The organism is Paracoccus cavernae, from assembly GCF_042430175.1.
Lineage (GTDB): Bacteria > Pseudomonadota > Alphaproteobacteria > Rhodobacterales > Rhodobacteraceae > Paracoccus > Paracoccus cavernae.
The window spans coordinates 13,257-31,473 of sequence record NZ_JBHMDZ010000044.1 but is presented as its reverse complement, the minus strand read 5'-3'; the positions used below and the strand labels follow the sequence as shown (position 1 = coordinate 31,473).

The window sequence follows — 18,217 nt, the reverse complement described above, 5'->3', positions numbered from 1 at the left end:
TGTCTGACCGGATTTCCCCGGTTCGGCGGACGAAGAAAGTATGTCTATGTCTTATCTATTCGACTTGCCGAGAGCCTCTGTCGTCGACAAGGGCAATGGCCCAGAGCTCGAATTCTCAGGCCGTCCCAACTTCGGGAATATGTTCGGCTCCACCAAACAAGTCACCCAGTTCAATGTCGAAAACGATGCTTCAGGCGCAGGCACGTTGAGCACTAGTGATCGCGTCGATGCGGTGGTGAACGGCACCCCGATCGCGGGCACCTATATCGGCGGCGTCGAGGTCGCCTTCGAACCGGTCGGCCTGACCATCAATGCCGGTGAATTCGCCGATCTGAGCGTCAACTTCCAGGTTGCCTCTGTTCCGGGCAGCATCATTGAGGGTGCGGACGGCAAGGTTTACGTCCTGACCGCTACCGATTTCGACAAAAGCAAAGTCATTGTGACGGCGACGATCGAATTCAATGGCGAGACCGTCACCGTTAACGAACCCTTCGACATGCTGATCGAGCGTTTGGCAACGGCTGCGAGCACGATTGATCCGCGGCTGGAGGATTTCGTCTGGGAGCAGGAATCGGGTTGGAACGGCCAGGTCAACGGCTCGCGCCCGAGCACGCCGCTCACGACCGATCCGGCCAAGGACTTCATCATCCCGTCGGGCGAGATCGGCGATATCGTCTGCTTCGTCGCAGGCACGATGGTTGCGACGCCCTCGGGCGAGGTTGCAATCGAGACGCTGGCGCTTGGCGATCTGGTTCTGACCGGCGACAACGGGGCGCAGCCGATGCGCTGGATCGGGACGCGCACTCTTAGCGCAGCCGATCTGGCCCGCGCGCCGAAGCTCCTGCCGATCCGCATCAAAGCCGGTGCTTTGGGTGACGGCTGCCCCGCGCGCGACCTGCTGGTCTCGCCGCAGCACCGCGTCCTGATCCGCTCGAAAATCGCGATGCGCATGTTCGGCACGCCCGAGGTTCTGGTTGCCGCCAAGCAGCTTCTCCAGCTCGACGGCATTGATATCGCGACCGATCTCGAGGAGGTGACCTATGTCCACATCCTCTTCGATCGCCACGAGATCGTCCTCTCGAACGGTGCGGAAACGGAATCGCTCTACACCGGTGCCGAGGCTCTGAAATCGATTGGTGCGGCAGCAGCCGAAGAAGTCTTCGCGCTGTTCCCCGAACTGCGCGACGAGGGCCATGTTCCGGCCGCCGCCCGCCCGCTGCTGAGCGGCCGCAACGGGCGCAAGCTCGCCATGCGCCACATGCACAACCAGCAGCCGCTGATCGCGACCCTGTCGTAAACTTGCACCGAAAATGCGGTCCGGACGTGCCTCGGCACGTTCGGGCCGCGCCTGCGGCCGTGACCAATGGCGACAAAAGACGCGGTGCTCCGCCCGTCCCGAGTCGGCCTTGGTCGCGGCCTTTTCTTTTCGGCTGGCACAAAGCCGTCCGCCTCGCGCACAATCGGGCGATGGGGTTGCGGCGGGATCGCCACGCGTCCCGAGGCGGGCCGGAAAGGGTAAGATGGGAAATTTCGTGACGTTGTTCAAAGGGTTGGCGCGCGCCTTGCGCGATCCACATGCCCGTGCGCTCATGGTGCTGAGCGCTTTTCTGATCACGATCGCCACCGCCTTCTACCATCTGGTCGAGGGCTGGCGGCTGATCGATGCGCTTTACTTTTCGGTCGTGACTCTGGCGACGGTCGGTTATGGCGATTTCGTGCCGCAGACCGATTTGGGCAAGCTTTTCACCATCGGTTATCTGATGTGCGGCGTCGGCCTTTTCGTCAGCGCGGCGGCCGCCGTTGCAGAGGCGCTGGTCTCGGCGCGCAACGGGGGCAAAGGGCCGAAGTGAGCGGCCCTTCGCGTTGATGCCGATCGCGGCTCATTCGCGCGCGAAATGGATGATGGCCTTCATCGGGCCGCGCCCCTGGGTCAGCGCCTCGAACAGGGCGGGGGCCTCTTCGGGCAGGCAGGGCGCGCCCGCGAGCCAGCCCAATTCTTCGGCCATAGGGGCCAGCATGGCGACGGCCTCGGCGAAATCCGCGCGGGTATAGACGCGGGTGCCGATGACAGAAAGCTCGCGGAAGGCCAGCAATTGCAGGTCCACGGGCTGTGCGCCCTTGTGGATCGAGACGATGGCCACGCTGCCGCCGACGCGGGTGTAGCGCAACGCATCCTCGACCGCGCGCGCAGCACCGGCACATTCGAAAACGCGATCGAAACCGGCACGGCCTTGCGCGGCAAGTGCCGCCTCATAGCTTTCGCTCGCGGTGGAACGGGCGTCGAAACCGGCGTCGCGAAGCTGGGCGATCCGTGCCTCGTTGGTGTCGAACAGCGCGACGGAGCCCGCGCCCATGCGGCGCAGATAGGCGGCAAGCGTCGTCCCGATCGGGCCCGCGCCAATGATCGCGACATGATCGCCCGCCGCAAAACCTGCGCGCCGCGCGGCATGGACGCAAACCGCCAAAGGCTCTGCCTGCGCCGCGACCGCATCGCTGACGCTTTCGGGAACTGCCAGCAGTTCGGAGGCCGGAATGCGCACCATCTCGGCCATGCCGCCGGCGGTGTCGATGCCGTAAAGGCGCAGCACCTCGCAGATATGGGGTTGGCCCGACAGACAGGTCTGGCATTCCCCGCAAGAGATCAGCGGATAGCAGGTGACGCGGCTGCCTTTGGGAAATTCGGCGCAATCCTCGGTGGTGCGGCCGACGAATTCATGGCCCAGAACCAGCGGGCCCTTGGCGCGGGGATGGGCGCCTTTGTAGATCGTGAGATCGGTGCCGCAGATGCCGCAGGCATCGACCGCAACCAGCACGCCCCGACCTTCGGGCAGGGGAAGATCCTTGACGGCGACCTGCATCGGCCCGTCGTAAACGACTGCTTTCATGGCACTCTCGGGATGGAATGGGAAAGGGGAAACGGCAACGGGCGGCGCGGGGCCGCCCGTCGGGGTGTCGTCAGCTGATCGAATAGCCGCCGTCGACCGGAATGACGTTTCCGGTCATGAAGGCTGCATGGGGGCTGGTCAGGAACAGCGCGAGCCCGTGCAGATCCTCGGGGCGGCCCCAGCGTGCCAAAGGCGTGCGGCCAAGGATCGGGCCCGAACGTGCGGGGTCGTTTTGTAGCGCCTCGGTCAGGGGCGTCGCGATCCAGCCCGGCGCGATGGCGTTGACGCGGATGCCTTTGGGAGCATAGGCGATTGCCAGCGATTTGGTGAGCTGCGCGATGCCGCCTTTCGATGCCGAATAGCCCGGCACCAGCCCGCCGCCGAAGAAGCTGAGCATCGAGGCGATGTTGATGATCGTCCCGCCGGTCGCTTCCAGCAGCGGTGCCGCCGCCTCGCAGACCCGCATCGAGCCGTTGAGGTTGATGTCGACGACCTGCTCGAAGACCTCGGAGGCAAGCTCCTCGCCGCGCCGGATGATGCCGGCGCAGTTCACCACGACATCAAGGCGCTCCAGACCGCCCACGATCGCGCGCACGCTTTCGGTGCTGCGGACATCCAGCACGATATGCCGGATGCCCGCAGCCTGCGGACGGGCAGAGGCTTCAGCCACCTCGCGCCCGCTCGCCCCCGTCGCGATGACCTCGGCGCCCGCATCGCGGAACGCCTCGGCAATCGCGCCGCCGATCCCGCCGGTGCCGCCGGTCACGAGGACCACGCGACCTTCAAGCCAATCCTTGGCCCAACCGGCATTGTTCATGACTGCACCCGTCATGTCAGCGGATGAACTGGTCGACATAATCGGCACCCAGACCGACTTTTTCGTAATGCGCGCGGCACATGTCGATCTTGGTGAAGACGTCTTCGTAGCCGATCTGTTTGTTTTCCTCGTTCAGGTAGACCATGCAGCCAGAAATGTTGAAGAAAGTGATCATCTCGCTGCAATCCTCGGGGACGTTCAGCGTGTGGATCTCGCCCGGGGGTTCATAGACGAACGAGCCTTCTTCGGCGACCCAGTCATGTTCGAAATAGTGCCACTTGCCTTTCAGCACCATGCCGAAGACCGGCGCGGGGTGCAGGTGGCGCGACAGGATGCCCGAGCGCGTGACCTTCAAAAGGTTGCACCACTGGCCGGTCAGCGTGTTGAGAAACATCGGGCGGAAGAAGACGTTCGGGGCCTGCGGAACCCAGACGCGGTCATCCTCGGGGATGGCTTTGATCGCGATTTCGCTCGGGGCGAGGGGATGGGTCGAGCCAGTCATGTTGGCATACATCGGAAAGGTCCTTTCAGAGCGGGGAGGCAGTGGATTTCGCTTTGCCGGACAGGCGGCGCAGCGCGAAGGAAAGCAGGGGGTAGAGCCAGACGATGATGGTCAGCACACCCAGCGCCCCTGCGATGGGACGGTCGAAGAAGGCCAGCAGCTTGCCGTCCGACTTGATGATCGAGGACATGAAATTCTGCTCGAGCACCTGACCCAGCACGAGGCCGAGGATCAGCGGCGCGGCCGGATAGTCATTGTCCTGCATGATCCAGACGAGGAAGCCGATCGCCAGCACGATCCACAGCTCGAACAGGTTGTTCGACACCGCATAGGCCCCGTAAAGGCTGAGCAGCAGCACGACCGGATACAGCATCTCGTCGCGCGCGCGGATCGCGAAGCGGCCCATATAGATCGCAAGGATGCCAAGCGGGATCAGCAGCAGGTTCGAGAGCAGAAAGATGATGTAAAGCGCGTTCACCATATCGGCCGATTGGGTGAAGACCAGCGGCCCGGGCTGGATGCCCTTGAGGATCAGCACGCCCACCACGATCGCGGTGATGGAATCGCCCGGAATGCCGAAGACCAGCGTCGGCACATAGGAACCCGACAGCGCCGCATTGTTGGCCGAGGATGCGCCCGCGACCGCCTCGACCGACCCCTTGCCGAAAGTCTCGGGCTTTTTCGAGAACTTCTTGGTCAGCGCATAAGAGACCCAGGCCGCGATATCGGCGCCCGCGCCCGGCAATGCGCCGATCATCGTGCCCACGATCCCGCCGCGACCGATCGCCTTGCGCTGCGCCCAGATCGTGGACAGGGACGGCATCGGCGCGCCGCTCACATCGACTTTCGGCGCTTGCGGCAGATCGGCATTCTGGCGGGTAAAGCCCGCGCCGCGGCGCAGGATCTCGGCCAGAGCGAAGGCACCGATCATCACCGAGATGAAGCCGACACCGCCCTGAAGCTCCATCAGGCCGAAGGTATAGCGCTGCATGCCGGTGACGAAATCAAGCCCGACCATCGACAAGAACAGGCCGATCATCAGCGCAATCCTGCCCTTGAGCGCGTCGTCGCCCGCGACCAGCGTGGCGCAGGACAGGCCCAGAAGCGCCAGCCAGAAATACTCGAAGCTCGAGAAATTCAAAGCGAATTCGGCAAGGAAGGGCGCGCCGAAAACCAGAATGATCGTGCCCATGATGCCGCCGAAAACCGAGGCCACGGCCGACATGCCGAGCGCGTCTCCGACGCGGCCCGCACGGACGAGATCGTTCATGTCGTTGGTATAGGCCGCCGAGGAGGGCGTGCCCGGAATGCGCAGGAACGCACCCGGCACGTCGCCCGCAAAGATAGACATGGCCGAACAGGTGATGATCGCCGCCAGCGCCGCGACCGGCGACATGGTGAAGGTCACGGGCACCAGAAGCGCCACCGCCATCGTCGCGCTGAGGCCGGGGATCATGCCGACGAAAAGGCCGAAACAGGCCGAGACGAAAATGGTGAGCAGGACTTCGGCCTGCATGACCAATCCGAGGCCGGAGATGAATGCGTCCATCAGAGCAGCCCCTCGATAATGCCTTCCGGCAGGGCGACGCCGAGAAGATGGGTGAAGACCAGCGAGATCCCGACGCCCGCAACCAGACCGGTTGCAATCGCGCTTGCGGGGCGCAGGCCGTAGATCAGGCAGTGGATGACGACCATCGGTACCGCGAGGGCGATTGTGCCGAGCTCGGGGGCGAAGGTGATGAAGACGACGATTGCCGCCAGCGGGTAAAGCACAAGCAGGATGCGGCGCGGCGAGCCCAGCCATTGCGGCCGCGAGAAGCTGCCCGCCTCGCGCAGACCGCGCAAGGCGACGGCCGCCCCCATCGCCGCCATCGTGCCGCCGATGATCATCGGCAGCAGTTTGGGAGAGGCTGCGCCTGCCGGCACATGAAATCCGCGCGCCATGAAGGCAATCGCGAGCCCGAGGGCGGCAAAGGCCAACCCAGTCCAGAAATCCGGCAGGCGCATCGGTTATTCCTTGCGCTGCGCGAGGCCGAGATCGTTCATGATCTCGCCGACGCCGGTATGCTGCGCGCTCAGGAAGGTGGCGAAAGCCGCCGGATCATAGGCTGCGGTGCCGAAGCCTTTTTCGTCCATGAAGCTCTTGAACTCCTCGGAATTCGCCACGGCCGAAACGGCTGCCGCGAGCTTTTCCGCTGCTGCAGGGTCCAGATCCTTCGGGCCGACGACGCCGCGCCAGGTACCGCCCGCAAAGGCCACGCCGGTCGCTTCTTCTGCGGTCGGAACATCGGGGAAAGCCGCGATGCGGGTTTCCGACAGGACCGCGATCGGCTTGGATTTGCCCGCCTGCATCATCGAGAGCCCCTCGGGGATCGACGAGGGGATGATCTGGACGCCGCCGGCCGCAAGCTCCTGGAAGCCCGGCGCCGCGCCTTGCGACGGCACATGGGTCACCGCCAGCGGGTCGATGCCGTTGGCTTTGAGAAAGCCCGCGAAAGCAAGGTGATAGGCTGCGCCCGCGCCCATGCCCGACAGTTTGTAGGTCCCTGCGGGCTGCGCCTTGATGTCTTCCAGCGCGGCTTTGGCGTCGGTCCACGGCGAATCCGTCGAGATGTGGAAGGCCGAGGCGTCGAAGTTCACCAGACCGAGCGGGGTGAATTCGTCGGCCTTGAACGGCGCGTTGCCCGCCCAGTAATAGCTGGCGATTTCGGCGCTGGCGAAGCCGAGCGTATAGCCGTCGGATTTCGCGTTCAGCATCTCGGAATGGCCGATGACGCCGCCGCCGCCGGGCTTGTTGACGACATTGACCGTCACGCCCAGCTCTTTTTCCATGCCTGCCGCGACGACGCGGGCAATCGCATCCGTGCCGCCGCCGGCATTCCACGCCACGATCAGCGTGATCGGCTTTTCCGGAAATTCGGCCATGGCGGCCCCGGCACCGAGCGCAACTGCCGCTGCGGCGATCATGAATTTTTTCATCTCATCCCTTCCTGTAGACAAGCGCGCCCTTCGGGGCATCGCCGATTAATGGATCAACCCCGCGTCACGCATTTTGACGGTGGTAAACCCGATGGTGACGGTCATCGCATCGCGCGCCGCCTCCGGATCGCCGCGCCGGATGGCTTCCAGCACGGCAAGATGGTTCGACAGATTGGCCCGGAAATTTTCCATGTGATTGGCCGTGACCGAGAAAAGCACGCCCAGAACCGCATCGATCGCGGCATCGAAGGCCTCGAGAATGGGATTGCCGGTCGCCTGCAGGATCGCGAGGTGGAATTCGCGGTCGGCAAGGATCGCGGCATCGGGCGCGCCGGAGGCGGCGGCCTCTTCCATGCGGGCATAGGCGGTTTCGATCGCGATGACCTGCATCCGCGTCGCGCGGCTGGCGACAAGGGCCGCGGCCGAGGGCTCGAAGATCATCCGCGCCTCGTCGATCGCGGCTAGAAGATCGGCGGTGTGGTTTTTGCCCGCCATGACCCAGCCCATCACCTCGCGGCTGAGCATGTTCCATTGCTTGCGCGGCGTGACGGTGGTGCCGCGGCGCGGTGCGGTCTCGACCATGCCGAGGCTCGAAAGCGTGCGGATCGCCTCGCGGATCGAGGAGCGACCGACATCGTAAAGCACCATGAGCTCGGGCTCGGTCGGAATGGCTTCGCCCGCCGCAAAACGGTCGGCGGCAATATCGGCACCAAGGCTGTCCAACACGCTGTCGGCGCGCTTTTCCTTCACCAAGGCTGATCCTCCCCCAAGTGGCATGCCTCCTCACAGGCTGGGGCGATTAATCATCTGATGAATGATGCGTCAAGTCAGATCATAGCGGGAAACCCCTGCGCTTATGTCGCAGGCATTAGGCAAAGTCGCGCAAAATTGCGGCCCCCACGCCTGAATTTCACGCGGTAAAGGCATGATTTTGAACGGCCGCCACATTTTCTTCGCCCTGCACCACGATTTCGGCTTGAGAATCGGTAATGTAATAACATAACAGTTATAGTGCCGAAAAACCCGCGCCCCCACCTGCCATGAGGTGCGGCGCTGCGGGGGAATCGGCCGGACCAGAATCAATCGGGACAGAAAGCACATGACGAAAAACAGATCGATCCTTTGCGGCCGGACCTTGGTGATGGCGGGGGTCCTCTCGACGCTGGCGCTGCTGCCGCTGGCGGCACAAGAAGCCGCGCCCAAGGACCACGCGCATGACCATTCCCATGATCACGCCCATGACCACGGGCATAGCCATACCGGCACCCAGACCGAGACCCCCGCGGGCGGGCGCGCCGCCGAAATCGCCAAGGGCTATTTTGCCGATGACGAGGTCAAGCCGCGCGTGCTTGGCGATTGGGAGGGAGAGTGGCAGTCGGTCTATCCCTATCTGCAGGACGGGACGCTCGATCCCGTCATGGCCCATAAGGCCGCGCAGGGCGACAAAACCGCAGCCGAGCACCGCGCCACCTACGAGGCGGGCTACCGCACCGACACCGACCGCATCGTCATCGCGGGCGACGAGGTGGCCTTTACCACGCAGGGCACCACCCGCCGCGCGACCTACCGCTCCGACGGTTTCGAGATCCTGACCTATGCCAAGGGCAATCGCGGCGTGCGCTTCGTCTTTGCCAAGGTGGCGGGGGACGAGGGCACGCCCGCCTTCATCCAGTTCTCGGACCACATCATCGCGCCGCAAAAGGCGGGGCATTACCACCTTTATTGGGGCGATGATCGCGCCGCGCTTCTGGCCGAGGTCGAGCATTGGCCGACCTATTACCCCGCCGCGATGGACGGGGCACAGATCCGCGAAGAGATGATGGCGCATTAAGCACGACCTGACACGTCGCCCCGAACGCGCGCCGAACGCCCTCTGTGGCGCGGGCCGCAACGAAAACGCCCCCTCCGCATTGCGGAGGGGGCGTCGTGATCATCTGTCCCGAAACTGTGCGGCTTAGCCGTTCTGGGCGTCTTTCTTGCCGTTTTCGCGGTGGGTGGTGTAGCTGTTGATGAGGTTGCGGTAGTCCGGAATATGCGCCGAGAACAGCGCGCCCAGACCCTCGATGTCGTTGCGCCAGTCGCGGTGCAGCTCGCATGCGGTGCCGAACCAGGTCATCATCTGCGCACCGGCTTGCGACATGCGGTCCCAGGCGGCGTCGCGGGTCATCGGGTTGAAGGTGCCCGAAGCATCGGCGATGACGAAGACGTCATAGCCCTCTTCGAGTGCCGAAAGCACCGGGAAGGACACGCAAACCTCGGTCACGACACCTGCGACGATCAGTTGCTTCTTGCCGGTTGCCTTGACGGCCTTGACGAAATCCTCGTTGTCCCAGGCGTTGATCTGTCCGGGGCGCGCGATATAGGGCGCGTCGGGGAAAATCTCGGTCAGCTCGGGAACCAGCGGGCCGTTCGGGCCTGCTTCGAAGCTGGTGGTCAGAATGGTCGGCAGGTTGAAATATTTCGCCAGATTGGCCAGTGCGAGAACGTTGTTCTTGAACTTGTCGGGGTCGATGTCGCGCACGAGCGACAACAGACCGGTCTGGTGGTCCACCAAAAGAACCGCTGCATCTTCCTTGTTCAGACGGACATAGGGTTTGGACATTTCATCTTCCTTTTTAACTCGGTAAGGCCGGGAGCTGGCCTGCGGTTCCAAACAGCCGGCACAGCAAAGCTGACGACCGATCCCGCGAAAAAATACATATCAAAACGACAAACAGCCTAGTAGTTTCGTAAAATGACACACAGTGTCCTATAGGTGGGACAGACCATGTATGATCTTAACGACTTCCGCCTCTTCGCCTTCGTGGTGGACGAGGGCGGTTTTGCCGCTGCCGGACGGCGGCTGGGGCTGACGCGTTCGTTCGTCAGCCGGCGCATCCAGCTTTTGGAGGATGCCCTCGGGATGCGGCTTCTGCAACGCTCGACCCGCAACTTCCAGGTCTCGGAGCTGGGGCAGCAATTCTACCAGCATTGCCTGTCGATGATCGCCGAGGCCGAGGCCGCCGCCGCCGTGATCGAGATCCAGCGCAGCGAGCCGGTAGGGACCTTGCGCATCTCCTGCCCCTCGTCGTTGATCCAGTACCAGATCGCGGGGATGGCGGCGCGGTACATGCGCAAATATCCCAAGGTGACGATCATCCTCGAAAGCACCAGCCGTCGCGTCGATGTGCTCCGCGAGGGCTTCGACATGGCGATCCGCATGCGCTTTCCGCCGCTCGAGGACAGCGATCTCATCGTGCGCCGCTTCGAGACCGACGAGCAATATCTCGTCGCGAGCCCGGGTTGCGTGCAGGACGCCCATGCCGAGGGGCTGCGCGAGCCCGAGCATCTCGCGCGCCTGCCGAGCCTGTCGTGGAACCCCGACGACACCAGCCATCTTTGGGATCTGGTCGGTCCCGAGGGGCGTCATGCCCGCATCTCGTTCCAGCCGCGGCTTTTGACGCAGGACATGGCGGCCTTGGTCGAGGCGACTTTGGCGGGGCTGGGCGTAACGCAATTGCCGGCGGCGGTGGCGCGGCCCCATCTCAAGACCGGCCGTCTGGTCGAGATCCTGCCCGGCTGGCGGCCCCGTTCGGGCGTGGTCCATGCGGTTTTCCCGAGCAGGCGCGGACGCTCTCCGACGGTGCTGACCTTCCTCGATTTCCTCGAGGCGGAGTTTCGCGACGCCCTGCGCGATCCCGAACCGGTCAGGCCCTGATCCGCGATCCCCGCAAATGGCGAGGGCGGGCCCGAAGGCCCGCCCTTTTGCATTGCGCGGCCCCGCAACCGGACCGGATCAGGATTTCGGCTTGAGGTTTTCGGGGTCGTAAAGCGGCGCATAGCCCACGCCCGCCACCTCGACCGCATAGGTCTCGCCGAAATATTCGACGGCGAGTTTGCGGCCCTTTTCGGCATAGCCGTGCGGCAACCAGGCCAGCGCGATATTCGCGCCGATCGTGGGGCCGAAAGCCACCGAGGTCGTATAGGACCGCCGCCCCAAGGCATCGACCAGCGTTTCGCCGGTGGCCGGATCGAAGACCGGCATGATGCCGACCGGATAGCGTTTGACGCCGTCCTTGTCGGTGTTTTCAAGCATGACCAAGGTGCAAAGCGTCGCGGCCTGATGGGGCAGGGCCTTGAAGGCGACGTGCTTTTCCTTGCCGCGGAAATCGGCCTCTTTGACTTTGGGACGGGCCAGACCCGTCTCGATCAGGTTGTATTGCGTCAGAAGATCGGCGTTCTGCAGACGCAGGCTTTTCTCCATCCGGCGCGAGTTGGCATAGGTCTCGACCCCGACCGGCGTGACGCCGATTGCCGCCAAAGCATCCCAAACCGCCAGCGCATCGCCATAGCGCATATGCAGCTCCCAGCCCTGTTCGCCGACATAGGAGATGCGGAAGGCCATGACATCCTGACCCGCGATGCGGATATCCTTGAGCGTGCCGAAAGCGAAGTTTTCAAGATCGAGCTGCGCGGGATCCTCGACCACTTTCTTGAGGTTTTCGCGCGCATTCGGCCCCCAGATACCGAGCGTCACGATCTCTTCGCTGACATCGGTGATCGTCACGTCGAAGCCTTTGTCTTCGGCCACGCGCTTGAGATAGGTAAAGTCGCGCGGCCCCGCATCGGCCCCGTCGATGACACGGGCGCGGTCCTTCATGCGGAAGATCGTGAGGTCGGCGCGCACCATGCCCTCGTCGTCGAGGAAATGGGTGTAGATCCCTTTGCCGATATTGCCCTCGCCGCCGATTTTCGCGGCCGAGACCCATTCCAGAAGCGCCTCGTGATCGGGGCCGGTCACGTCGTAGATGGCGAAATGCGACAGGTTGATCATGCCGACATCATCGCTCAGATGCAGCTGTTCGGCATTCGAGACGCGCCAAAAATGGCGGTTGTCCCATTCGTTTTCGCGAACCGGCACGCGGTCGCCGTATTTTTCGAGCAGGTGGTCGTTCGCGGCATAGCCATGCGCGCGCTCCCAGCCGCCCAGTTCCATGAAATGACCGCCGAGCGCGACTTCGCGGGCATAGAAGGGAGAGCGGCGGATGTTGCGGGCGCTGGCATAGGGTTCGCGCGGATGGATCGCGGGCCAGTAGATCTTTTTCGCGGCCTCGGTGCAGCGCGCGTCGATAAAGCTGCGTTCAAGCTGATAGGGATAAAAGCGCGCGTAATCGATGCCGTTATGGTCGATCTCGGTGCGCCCGTCGGTCAGCCAATCGGCGATGATCTTGCCGTAAGCGGGGGCGTCCTTGACCCAGATGCCCACGCAATACCACAGGCCCCGCACCTTCTGGCTTTCCCCGACCGAGGCCCCGCCGGCCGCGGAAACCTGCAACAACCCGTTGAAGGAATGGCTTTCATTATAGCCCAGTTCCGCAAGGATCGGGGTCAGCTCCATCGCCTTTTCCAGACCCGTCATGACCTGATCCAGCTCCAGATCGCGCTGGGACGGCGACAGGCGCGACTGCTCCTTTTCAAGGATCTCGCTCGGGTGGCACATACGGGGCTCGAAGGGCTCGTAATAGCCCCATTCGATCTGGCCGCCCTCGGCCGTGGTCGGATCGCCCGTGTCGCGCATATAGGCCGAGTTGCCCTGATCGCGCAGCAGCGGATAGCCGATTTCCTTGCCGGTGCCGGCGAATTCGTCATAGGGGCCGAAGAAGGTCAGCGGGTGGTCGACCGGCATGACCGGCAGATCCTCGCCCGCCATTTCGGCGATCAGTCGGCCCCAAAGGCCGGTGCAGACGATGACGTGATCGGCCATGATCGTGCCGCGATGGGTCACGACGCCTTTCACGCGGCCGCCCTCGATCACCAGAGATTGCGCGGGCGTATTGGCGAAAGCGCGCAGCTTGCCGGTTTTCTCGCCCTGATCGACCAGCTTGCCGGCCACCGTCTGCGAGCGCGGAATGACCAGACCGGCATCGGGGTCCCACAGCGCGGCCTCGACCATGTCCTCTTCCAGAAGCGGGAATTTCGCCTTGGCCTCCGCCCCCGAAATCAGCGTGGCGCGGCTGCCGAAGGCCTTGCCGGATGTGACCTTGCGCTTGATTTCCTTGAGCCATTCCTCGTCGCCGGTCCGCGCGACCTCAAGGCCGCCGACGCGGGCGTAATGGCCCATTTTGTCGAAGAAATCGACGGAATACTGCGTGGTCCAGACCGAGAAGAAATCGTGGCTCGTGACATAGCAGAAGTCCGAGGCATGCGAGGTCGAGCCGATATCGGTCGGGATGCCGGATTTGTCGATGCCGACGATATTGTCCCAGCCGCGCTCGATCAGGTGATGGGCGACCGAGGCCCCCACAATGCCGCCGATCCCGACGATGACGACTTTGGCGTGGTTTGGAAATTGCGACATGAAGGCCTCGTGGCATGCGTTGACCCTTCGAGAATAGGGGGGGCCGAATCCGCCGGATGGAGGATTTCCGACCTGTCCGCGCGGTTTCGCGACAAAGGCGGGCATTCGAGGTGCGGCGTGCCGGATTCGGCGCGCTCCTGTCAGGAGATGTGTCGGGAAATGCGGCGGGGCTCAAACATAGTCGAAATAGCTGTGCATCGCGCTGTCGCGCCGCGCGGCGATCCGCAAGGCCTCGCCCATCATCCGCGCGCCGATGGTGGCGGGGGCGGCGCTGGCCAAAGTCCCGGGCGGCAAGGCGGTTGTCAGAAAGGCCTCGGCTGCGGCAATGGGGGCCGCGAGGATTTCCGTCCCGCTCCCTTCGCGGCCGCCGTCCTCGGGGCCTATATCGAGTCGTTCGGCCTCGCGCAGGACGAACAGATGGAGCGCGGTTTCCGTGACTAGGTCGATCCCCGACCCGCCCGGCCAGCTCCCCTCGGGGCCCTGGCGTTCGAGCAGGCCGCCCAGCATGTCGCGCATCCTGAGTTCGAGCGGGGCGGCATGTTTGGTCAGAACCGCCAGAAATTCGCGGGAGAGGGCATGGTCCTGATCGGCCGCCTCGTCGATGAGCGAGAATGCATCGCACAGGGCCAGCGCCGTCCATCCGGTCGTGCCGTGGTGGAGCCGTGCGACGCCCGCCTCGATCAGCGCCGGTTTGGAGTTCGCCAGACCGCATTCGATGAGGAAAGGGCCGGTCATTGCCGAGGCATGGCCCGCGTCCTCCTGCAGGGCGCGCTTGCGCAAATGGTCGGGAATATGGTGCCACTCGCCCCCGCCCGAGCTGCCGGCGAGCGCCAAAGCGACGCCCCCCGCCACGGCCTCACCATCGCTGAGCGGGCCTTGAGCGGCAAAGCGTCGGCGCGGAAAGGGCTCGGCGAAAGGGGCGAGCTGCGTGCCCAGATGCCCGATCCATGGCGGGCTTTGCGTGACCCGCGCCAGCAGCAGGATCGCGCGCAAAACAAGCGCCTCGCCGGTCATGGGGCGCGGATCGAGCGGGGGAAGGCTGGCGGCATAAAGGTCGAATTCTTCAAGCATGTCGGGCCTTTGGCGAGGATCGGGCGGGATCGGCCGAAAGATCGGGGCATCGCGACCGGCCGGCGCGCAGGGTGTGGGGCACACATCAGGCAAGGGCGGTCCGGCTGTTTGCAGGCAGGCAAACCATAGGCATAAGGTGCCAATCGGCGCAATCATTCTCTGATAAGGGCCGCTGCTCGCAGCCGCATGCTCGCAGTCGCTGTCCGGTGCCTCGCGCCGCCGTCCTAGCGCGCCATCCAGCCGCCGTCGACGCTGATCACCGCGCCGTGGATATAGGCCGCGCCCTCGGAGGCAAGAAAGGCCGCCGTCGCGCCGATATCTTCGGGACGGCCCCAGCGTGCGGCGGGAATGCGCTCGAGGATCTGACGGGTCCGCTCGGGGTCCTCGCGCAGGGCTTGGGTGTTGTTCGTCGCGATATAGCCAGGCGCGATCGCGTTGACGTTGATCCCGCGCGACGCCCATTCATTGGCCAAAAGCTTGGTCAGCCCCGCGACCGCATGTTTCGAGGCGGTATAGGCCGGCACGCGGATCCCGCCCTGAAAGGCCAGAAGCGAGGCGATATTGATGATTTTTCCGCCCCTGCCACCCTCTTGCGCAAGGATCTCGCGCGCGAAGGCTTGGGCCGTGAAAAACAGTGCCTTGGTGTTGATGTCCATCACCGCATCCCAATCGGCCTCGGTATAGTCGAGGCTGTCGGCGCGGCGGATGATACCCGCGTTATTGACCAGAATATCGATGCCCGCGCCCGAAAAGACATCCCGCGCCGCCATCGGATCGGCGAGGTCGAGGTGGATTTCCCGCGCCGTCCCGCCCGCGTCTCGGATCTTTTGCACCGTTTCCGCCGACGTTGAGCGCCCCGCGCAAATCACCTCTGCCCCCGCTTGGGCGAGTGAGATCGCAATGGCTTGTCCAATGCCGGTATTGGCGCCGGTGACGAGGGCGCGATGTCCGGAAAGTGACCACCAGCTCATGTCGAGATCCTTGTCTGCAAGCGTTTTCAACGGGATCGCTGCCGCTCTGCCGCGCCCTGCGGTATTGAGACGCAAAGACCGGTGGCTGTCACCCCCTCCTTTGTGCGTTCCCGTGCCTAGGCCCGCAGATCGGGGTGGTGGTGGTGGATCCGCGCGGGAAACGACGCGGCAATAGTCGGGCAGGAGGGCACAAAAGGCTGAAGGAAATCCCCCGGGGCGCGGGCTTTTCCCTGCTACTGGCGTAGATCGGCAACAGGTGGGGCTGGCGTGATGCGCGGGGTTAACCCCGATCCGCGGGCCCGCGTTTCGTGCCGCATCCGCAAAGCCATTCGCGCCGCAGCGCAGAGTTGCTTGGCAAAATCGCGGCGATACCAGCCCGATCTTTGGTGCGCGCGCAGCATTTCCGCCATCCGGTGCGCCCGATCGGGCCCCTCCTCGGGGCGGTGCCACGGCGCGCCTGTGCCCTTTGCGCGCGCGGACCCTTAACCATCTGGCGATAAGGATAGGCGCTTGCCGCATCTCGGCGATTTACTGCCGATCGGGGACGGGTCTATGATTCAGTTATGGACTGGTCGCAAGCAGAGGATCCGATCTGCGCGACTCGCTGAAAAATACTGACAACGTGCCGGAAACGGCCCGCAGGCAACGTCATGTTGCTGCGGGAGGGAGAGGGGTTTTTCCGGCATCCGAAAGGCGGTGTGGATGGGGAGGCTGACGGGATTTTGGGGGCTGCTTTCGGCCTATTGGCGCTCGGAGCGCTGGCGTGAGGCCTGGACCCTGACGGCAATCGTCTTCGTGCTGACGACGGTCTTGAGCAAGGCGAGCGTCTGGGTCGCCCTTGCCAGCGCAGATTTCATGGCCGCCCTTGTCAATATCCAGCCCGCCAGCGGCGATTCCGCCCTTTCCGCATCCTCGTCCCTCGCCTCCGGCCATGTCGTTTTGATGGCGGCGGGGGCCTATCTCGCGATTTTTCTGGCGCGGACGGCGGGGGTGGCGCTGCGCCATTTCGTCTCCTCGACGCTGCACCGGCGCGCGCGCGGCTGGCTGGTCGCGCAGTTCAACGATGCCATTCTCGCGGATGAACGGATCGCGTTCGACCTGATGAGCGACCGCTCGGACGGAGGCGACCGGTCGCGCATGCCCGATGCGGTCGACCAGCGCGTCGACGAATGCACCGGCGGGCTTTACGGGGGCGTCATCGGCCTTGCGATGGGGCTTTGGGGGGCGGTGACCTCGATCTATTTCGTCTTTGCCGCGCTTTTGGAACGCGGCGAGGCGGTGCCCTTTCTCGACCGCTGGGGCGCGGAAGCCAATGCGGGCCTTGCGCGGCTGATCGGCCCCGAGGCCGCCGCGCATATCGATCTCGTGCCTGGGGCCTATGGCTCGGGATTGCTGAGCCTCGGGCTGGTTGCGGTTTTCGTGCCCTGCGCCACGCTGATCGCCTGGAAACTCGGCCGCATCATCGAGCGGCTGACCATCTTGCGCCAACGCCGCGACGGGGCATGGCGCGGCGAATGGGGCGTGATGATGAACCGCGTCGCCCAGCTCGCGATCGGGCGCGGCGAGAGGGCGCAAAAGCGCATCAACCGTGCGCTTTATGCCGATCTGGACGCGACCTGGGGCAAGCAGAACTGGCTGGGCTGCGGGCTGATGATGTTCAACAGCACCTATGGTTTCCTTTCCGCGCGGCTGCTCGCCTATCTGCCCGCTTTGCCCGCCTATATGGCGAACAACATGAATTTCCGCGATTATATCGCCAGCAGCGAGCTGACCGCCGAGCTGATCGGCGATGTGTCGTGGTTCATCAACGTCATGCCCGCCATCGCCACGCTCAAGGCCAATGCCGCGCGCCTGACCGAGCTTGCCCAAGCGATCGAGCGCGTGCGCGAGCGCGACGCCTTCTATGCCGAGACCGGCGCCAGCGCCTTCGAGCGCGGCAGCAGCGCCAAGGGGCCGCTTCTGGAAGCGGGAGATCTGCGCCTCCATCACCGCGGTCATGATGCACCGGCCTTTCTCCACCTTGCCCATCTGCGTCTCGACGAGGGCAGCCGCGTCTTTCTGAACGGGGTGAACGGTTGCGGAAAATCGAGCCTTCTCAAGGCGGTGGCCGGGATCTGGCCCTATGGTTCGGGCCGCATCACGCGGCGCGACGGCGCGCGGATCTTTTTTGCCGGACAAGAGCCGGACCTGCCCGACCGGCTGAGCCTCAAGGCGCTGGTCAGCTATCCCGACGCGCCCGAGGATCACAGCGACATCGCGATTGCGATGGCCTTGTCGCGGGTGGGTTTGGGCGATTTCGTCCATGTCCTCGACCAGCCGCTTTATCAGGGCAAGAACTGGCGCAACGTCTTTTCCGGCGGGCAAAAGCAGCGCCTCGTTCTGGCGCGAATCCTGATCGCGCGGCCCGATATCCTGCTTCTGGACGAGGCGACGGCCGCGCTTGATGTGGAGGCGACGATGGATTTCTACGCCACGCTCGACGAGTCCCTGCCCAAGGCGGCGGTGCTTGCCGTCCTCCATGGCGGATCCCTGCCCGTGACGCCCGATGGCGCGTCCTACTATCAATCCATGCTCGATATTCGCGACGGATCGGCCATTCTGCGGCACGGGATTGCGCATGAATTCGGCGCGTCCCGCCATGCGGCGGAGTGAAAG

The 18,217-nt window shown here is 64.2% G+C and carries 16 protein-coding genes; 5 read left to right on the top strand and 11 right to left on the bottom strand.

Annotation, left to right across the window (positions count from 1 at the left end; all coding sequences use genetic code 11):
• The first annotated feature begins 46 nt into the window (after positions 1-46).
• Positions 47-1,297 carry a Hint domain-containing protein gene (locus tag ACFFUC_RS14195; RefSeq protein ID WP_377687313.1) on the top strand — a complete coding sequence of 417 codons (1,251 nt, stop codon included), beginning with the start codon at positions 47-49 and terminating at the stop codon, positions 1,295-1,297.
• A gap of 223 nt (positions 1,298-1,520) precedes the next feature.
• Entirely contained in the window at positions 1,521-1,850 is a 330-nt protein-coding gene (locus ACFFUC_RS14190; RefSeq protein WP_377687311.1) for a potassium channel family protein, read from the top strand.
• Positions 1,851-1,880: 30 nt separating this feature from the next.
• On the opposite strand, the gene ACFFUC_RS14185 is transcribed toward ACFFUC_RS14190, so the two are convergent.
• The 7 genes from ACFFUC_RS14185 to ACFFUC_RS14155 form a co-directional block, all read right to left on the bottom strand.
• Entirely contained in the window at positions 1,881-2,885 is a 1,005-nt protein-coding gene (locus ACFFUC_RS14185) for a zinc-dependent alcohol dehydrogenase (protein ID WP_377687309.1), read from the bottom strand.
• Positions 2,886-2,955: 70 nt separating this feature from the next.
• Positions 2,956-3,702 carry an SDR family NAD(P)-dependent oxidoreductase gene (locus ACFFUC_RS14180; protein WP_377687307.1) on the bottom strand — a complete coding sequence of 249 codons (747 nt, stop codon included), beginning with the start codon at positions 3,700-3,702 and terminating at the stop codon, positions 2,956-2,958.
• A 16-nt stretch (positions 3,703-3,718) separates the two neighbouring features.
• Positions 3,719-4,216 (bottom strand): 2,4'-dihydroxyacetophenone dioxygenase family protein, encoded by a 498-nt coding sequence (locus ACFFUC_RS14175; protein WP_377687306.1) that lies wholly within the window; start codon positions 4,214-4,216, stop codon positions 3,719-3,721.
• 13 nt (positions 4,217-4,229) lie between these two features.
• The gene (locus ACFFUC_RS14170) at positions 4,230-5,753 is read right to left on the bottom strand and encodes a tripartite tricarboxylate transporter permease (protein ID WP_377687304.1); all 1,524 of its coding nucleotides are present in this window, start codon (positions 5,751-5,753) and stop codon (positions 4,230-4,232) included.
• Entirely contained in the window at positions 5,753-6,211 is a 459-nt protein-coding gene (locus ACFFUC_RS14165; RefSeq protein WP_377687302.1) for a tripartite tricarboxylate transporter TctB family protein, read from the bottom strand. Before ACFFUC_RS14165 ends, ACFFUC_RS14170 begins: the two co-directional genes overlap by 1 nt.
• Before the next feature lie 3 nt (positions 6,212-6,214).
• A complete protein-coding gene (locus ACFFUC_RS14160; RefSeq protein ID WP_377687299.1) occupies positions 6,215-7,183 on the bottom strand; it encodes a tripartite tricarboxylate transporter substrate binding protein in 969 nt (322 codons plus the stop codon).
• Between the two features lie 45 nt (positions 7,184-7,228).
• Positions 7,229-7,933, bottom strand: coding sequence for a FadR/GntR family transcriptional regulator (locus tag ACFFUC_RS14155; protein WP_377687297.1), 705 nt, complete (start codon positions 7,931-7,933; stop codon positions 7,229-7,231).
• 349 nt (positions 7,934-8,282) lie between these two features.
• Here ACFFUC_RS14155 and ACFFUC_RS14150 point away from each other — a divergent pair, with 349 nt between their 5' ends.
• A complete protein-coding gene (locus ACFFUC_RS14150; RefSeq protein WP_377687295.1) occupies positions 8,283-9,014 on the top strand; it encodes a metal-binding protein ZinT in 732 nt (243 codons plus the stop codon).
• A 123-nt stretch (positions 9,015-9,137) separates the two neighbouring features.
• On the opposite strand, the gene ycaC is transcribed toward ACFFUC_RS14150, so the two are convergent.
• Positions 9,138-9,785, bottom strand: a complete 648-nt coding sequence (gene ycaC, locus ACFFUC_RS14145) for an isochorismate family cysteine hydrolase YcaC (RefSeq protein WP_377687293.1) — start codon at positions 9,783-9,785, stop codon at positions 9,138-9,140.
• A gap of 165 nt (positions 9,786-9,950) precedes the next feature.
• Here ycaC and ACFFUC_RS14140 point away from each other — a divergent pair, with 165 nt between their 5' ends.
• Positions 9,951-10,880, top strand: a complete 930-nt coding sequence (locus ACFFUC_RS14140; RefSeq protein ID WP_377687291.1) for a LysR substrate-binding domain-containing protein — start codon at positions 9,951-9,953, stop codon at positions 10,878-10,880.
• 78 nt (positions 10,881-10,958) lie between these two features.
• Here the strand turns inward: ACFFUC_RS14140 and ACFFUC_RS14135 are convergent, their stop codons facing one another.
• The 3 genes from ACFFUC_RS14135 to kduD form a co-directional block, all read right to left on the bottom strand.
• Complete coding sequence (locus ACFFUC_RS14135; protein WP_377687289.1) at positions 10,959-13,520, bottom strand: GcvT family protein; 2,562 nt, start codon at positions 13,518-13,520, stop codon at positions 10,959-10,961.
• A 171-nt stretch (positions 13,521-13,691) separates the two neighbouring features.
• The gene (locus tag ACFFUC_RS14130; protein ID WP_377687287.1) at positions 13,692-14,591 is read right to left on the bottom strand and encodes a hypothetical protein; all 900 of its coding nucleotides are present in this window, start codon (positions 14,589-14,591) and stop codon (positions 13,692-13,694) included.
• A 224-nt stretch (positions 14,592-14,815) separates the two neighbouring features.
• Entirely contained in the window at positions 14,816-15,562 is a 747-nt protein-coding gene (gene kduD, locus ACFFUC_RS14125; RefSeq protein WP_377687285.1) for a 2-dehydro-3-deoxy-D-gluconate 5-dehydrogenase KduD, read from the bottom strand.
• A gap of 702 nt (positions 15,563-16,264) precedes the next feature.
• Between kduD and ACFFUC_RS14120 the strand changes: the two genes are divergently transcribed.
• On the top strand, positions 16,265-18,214 hold the full coding sequence (locus ACFFUC_RS14120) for an ATP-binding cassette domain-containing protein (protein WP_377687283.1): 1,950 nt from the start codon (positions 16,265-16,267) through the stop codon (positions 18,212-18,214).
• Positions 18,215-18,217: the final 3 nt, after the last annotated feature.

Excerpts from the sequence above, each read along its gene's own strand:
- ACFFUC_RS14195 (WP_377687313.1), top strand. The coding sequence starts at position 47 with ATGTCTTATCTATTCGACTTGCCGAGAGCCTCTGTCGTCGACAAGGGC.
- ACFFUC_RS14190 (WP_377687311.1), top strand. The coding sequence starts at position 1,521 with ATGGGAAATTTCGTGACGTTGTTCAAAGGGTTGGCGCGCGCCTTGCGC.
- ACFFUC_RS14185 (WP_377687309.1), bottom strand. The coding sequence starts at position 2,885 with ATGAAAGCAGTCGTTTACGACGGGCCGATGCAGGTCGCCGTCAAGGAT.
- ACFFUC_RS14180 (WP_377687307.1), bottom strand. The coding sequence starts at position 3,702 with ATGAACAATGCCGGTTGGGCCAAGGATTGGCTTGAAGGTCGCGTGGTC.
- ACFFUC_RS14175 (WP_377687306.1), bottom strand. The coding sequence starts at position 4,216 with ATGTATGCCAACATGACTGGCTCGACCCATCCCCTCGCCCCGAGCGAA.
- ACFFUC_RS14170 (WP_377687304.1), bottom strand. The coding sequence starts at position 5,753 with ATGGACGCATTCATCTCCGGCCTCGGATTGGTCATGCAGGCCGAAGTC.
- ACFFUC_RS14165 (WP_377687302.1), bottom strand. The coding sequence starts at position 6,211 with ATGCGCCTGCCGGATTTCTGGACTGGGTTGGCCTTTGCCGCCCTCGGG.
- ACFFUC_RS14160 (WP_377687299.1), bottom strand. The coding sequence starts at position 7,183 with ATGAAAAAATTCATGATCGCCGCAGCGGCAGTTGCGCTCGGTGCCGGG.
- ACFFUC_RS14150 (WP_377687295.1), top strand. The coding sequence starts at position 8,283 with ATGACGAAAAACAGATCGATCCTTTGCGGCCGGACCTTGGTGATGGCG.
- ycaC (WP_377687293.1), bottom strand. The coding sequence starts at position 9,785 with ATGTCCAAACCCTATGTCCGTCTGAACAAGGAAGATGCAGCGGTTCTT.
- ACFFUC_RS14140 (WP_377687291.1), top strand. The coding sequence starts at position 9,951 with ATGTATGATCTTAACGACTTCCGCCTCTTCGCCTTCGTGGTGGACGAG.
- ACFFUC_RS14135 (WP_377687289.1), bottom strand. The coding sequence starts at position 13,520 with ATGTCGCAATTTCCAAACCACGCCAAAGTCGTCATCGTCGGGATCGGC.
- ACFFUC_RS14130 (WP_377687287.1), bottom strand. The coding sequence starts at position 14,591 with ATGCTTGAAGAATTCGACCTTTATGCCGCCAGCCTTCCCCCGCTCGAT.
- kduD (WP_377687285.1), bottom strand. The coding sequence starts at position 15,562 with ATGAGCTGGTGGTCACTTTCCGGACATCGCGCCCTCGTCACCGGCGCC.
- ACFFUC_RS14120 (WP_377687283.1), top strand. The coding sequence starts at position 16,265 with ATGGGGAGGCTGACGGGATTTTGGGGGCTGCTTTCGGCCTATTGGCGC.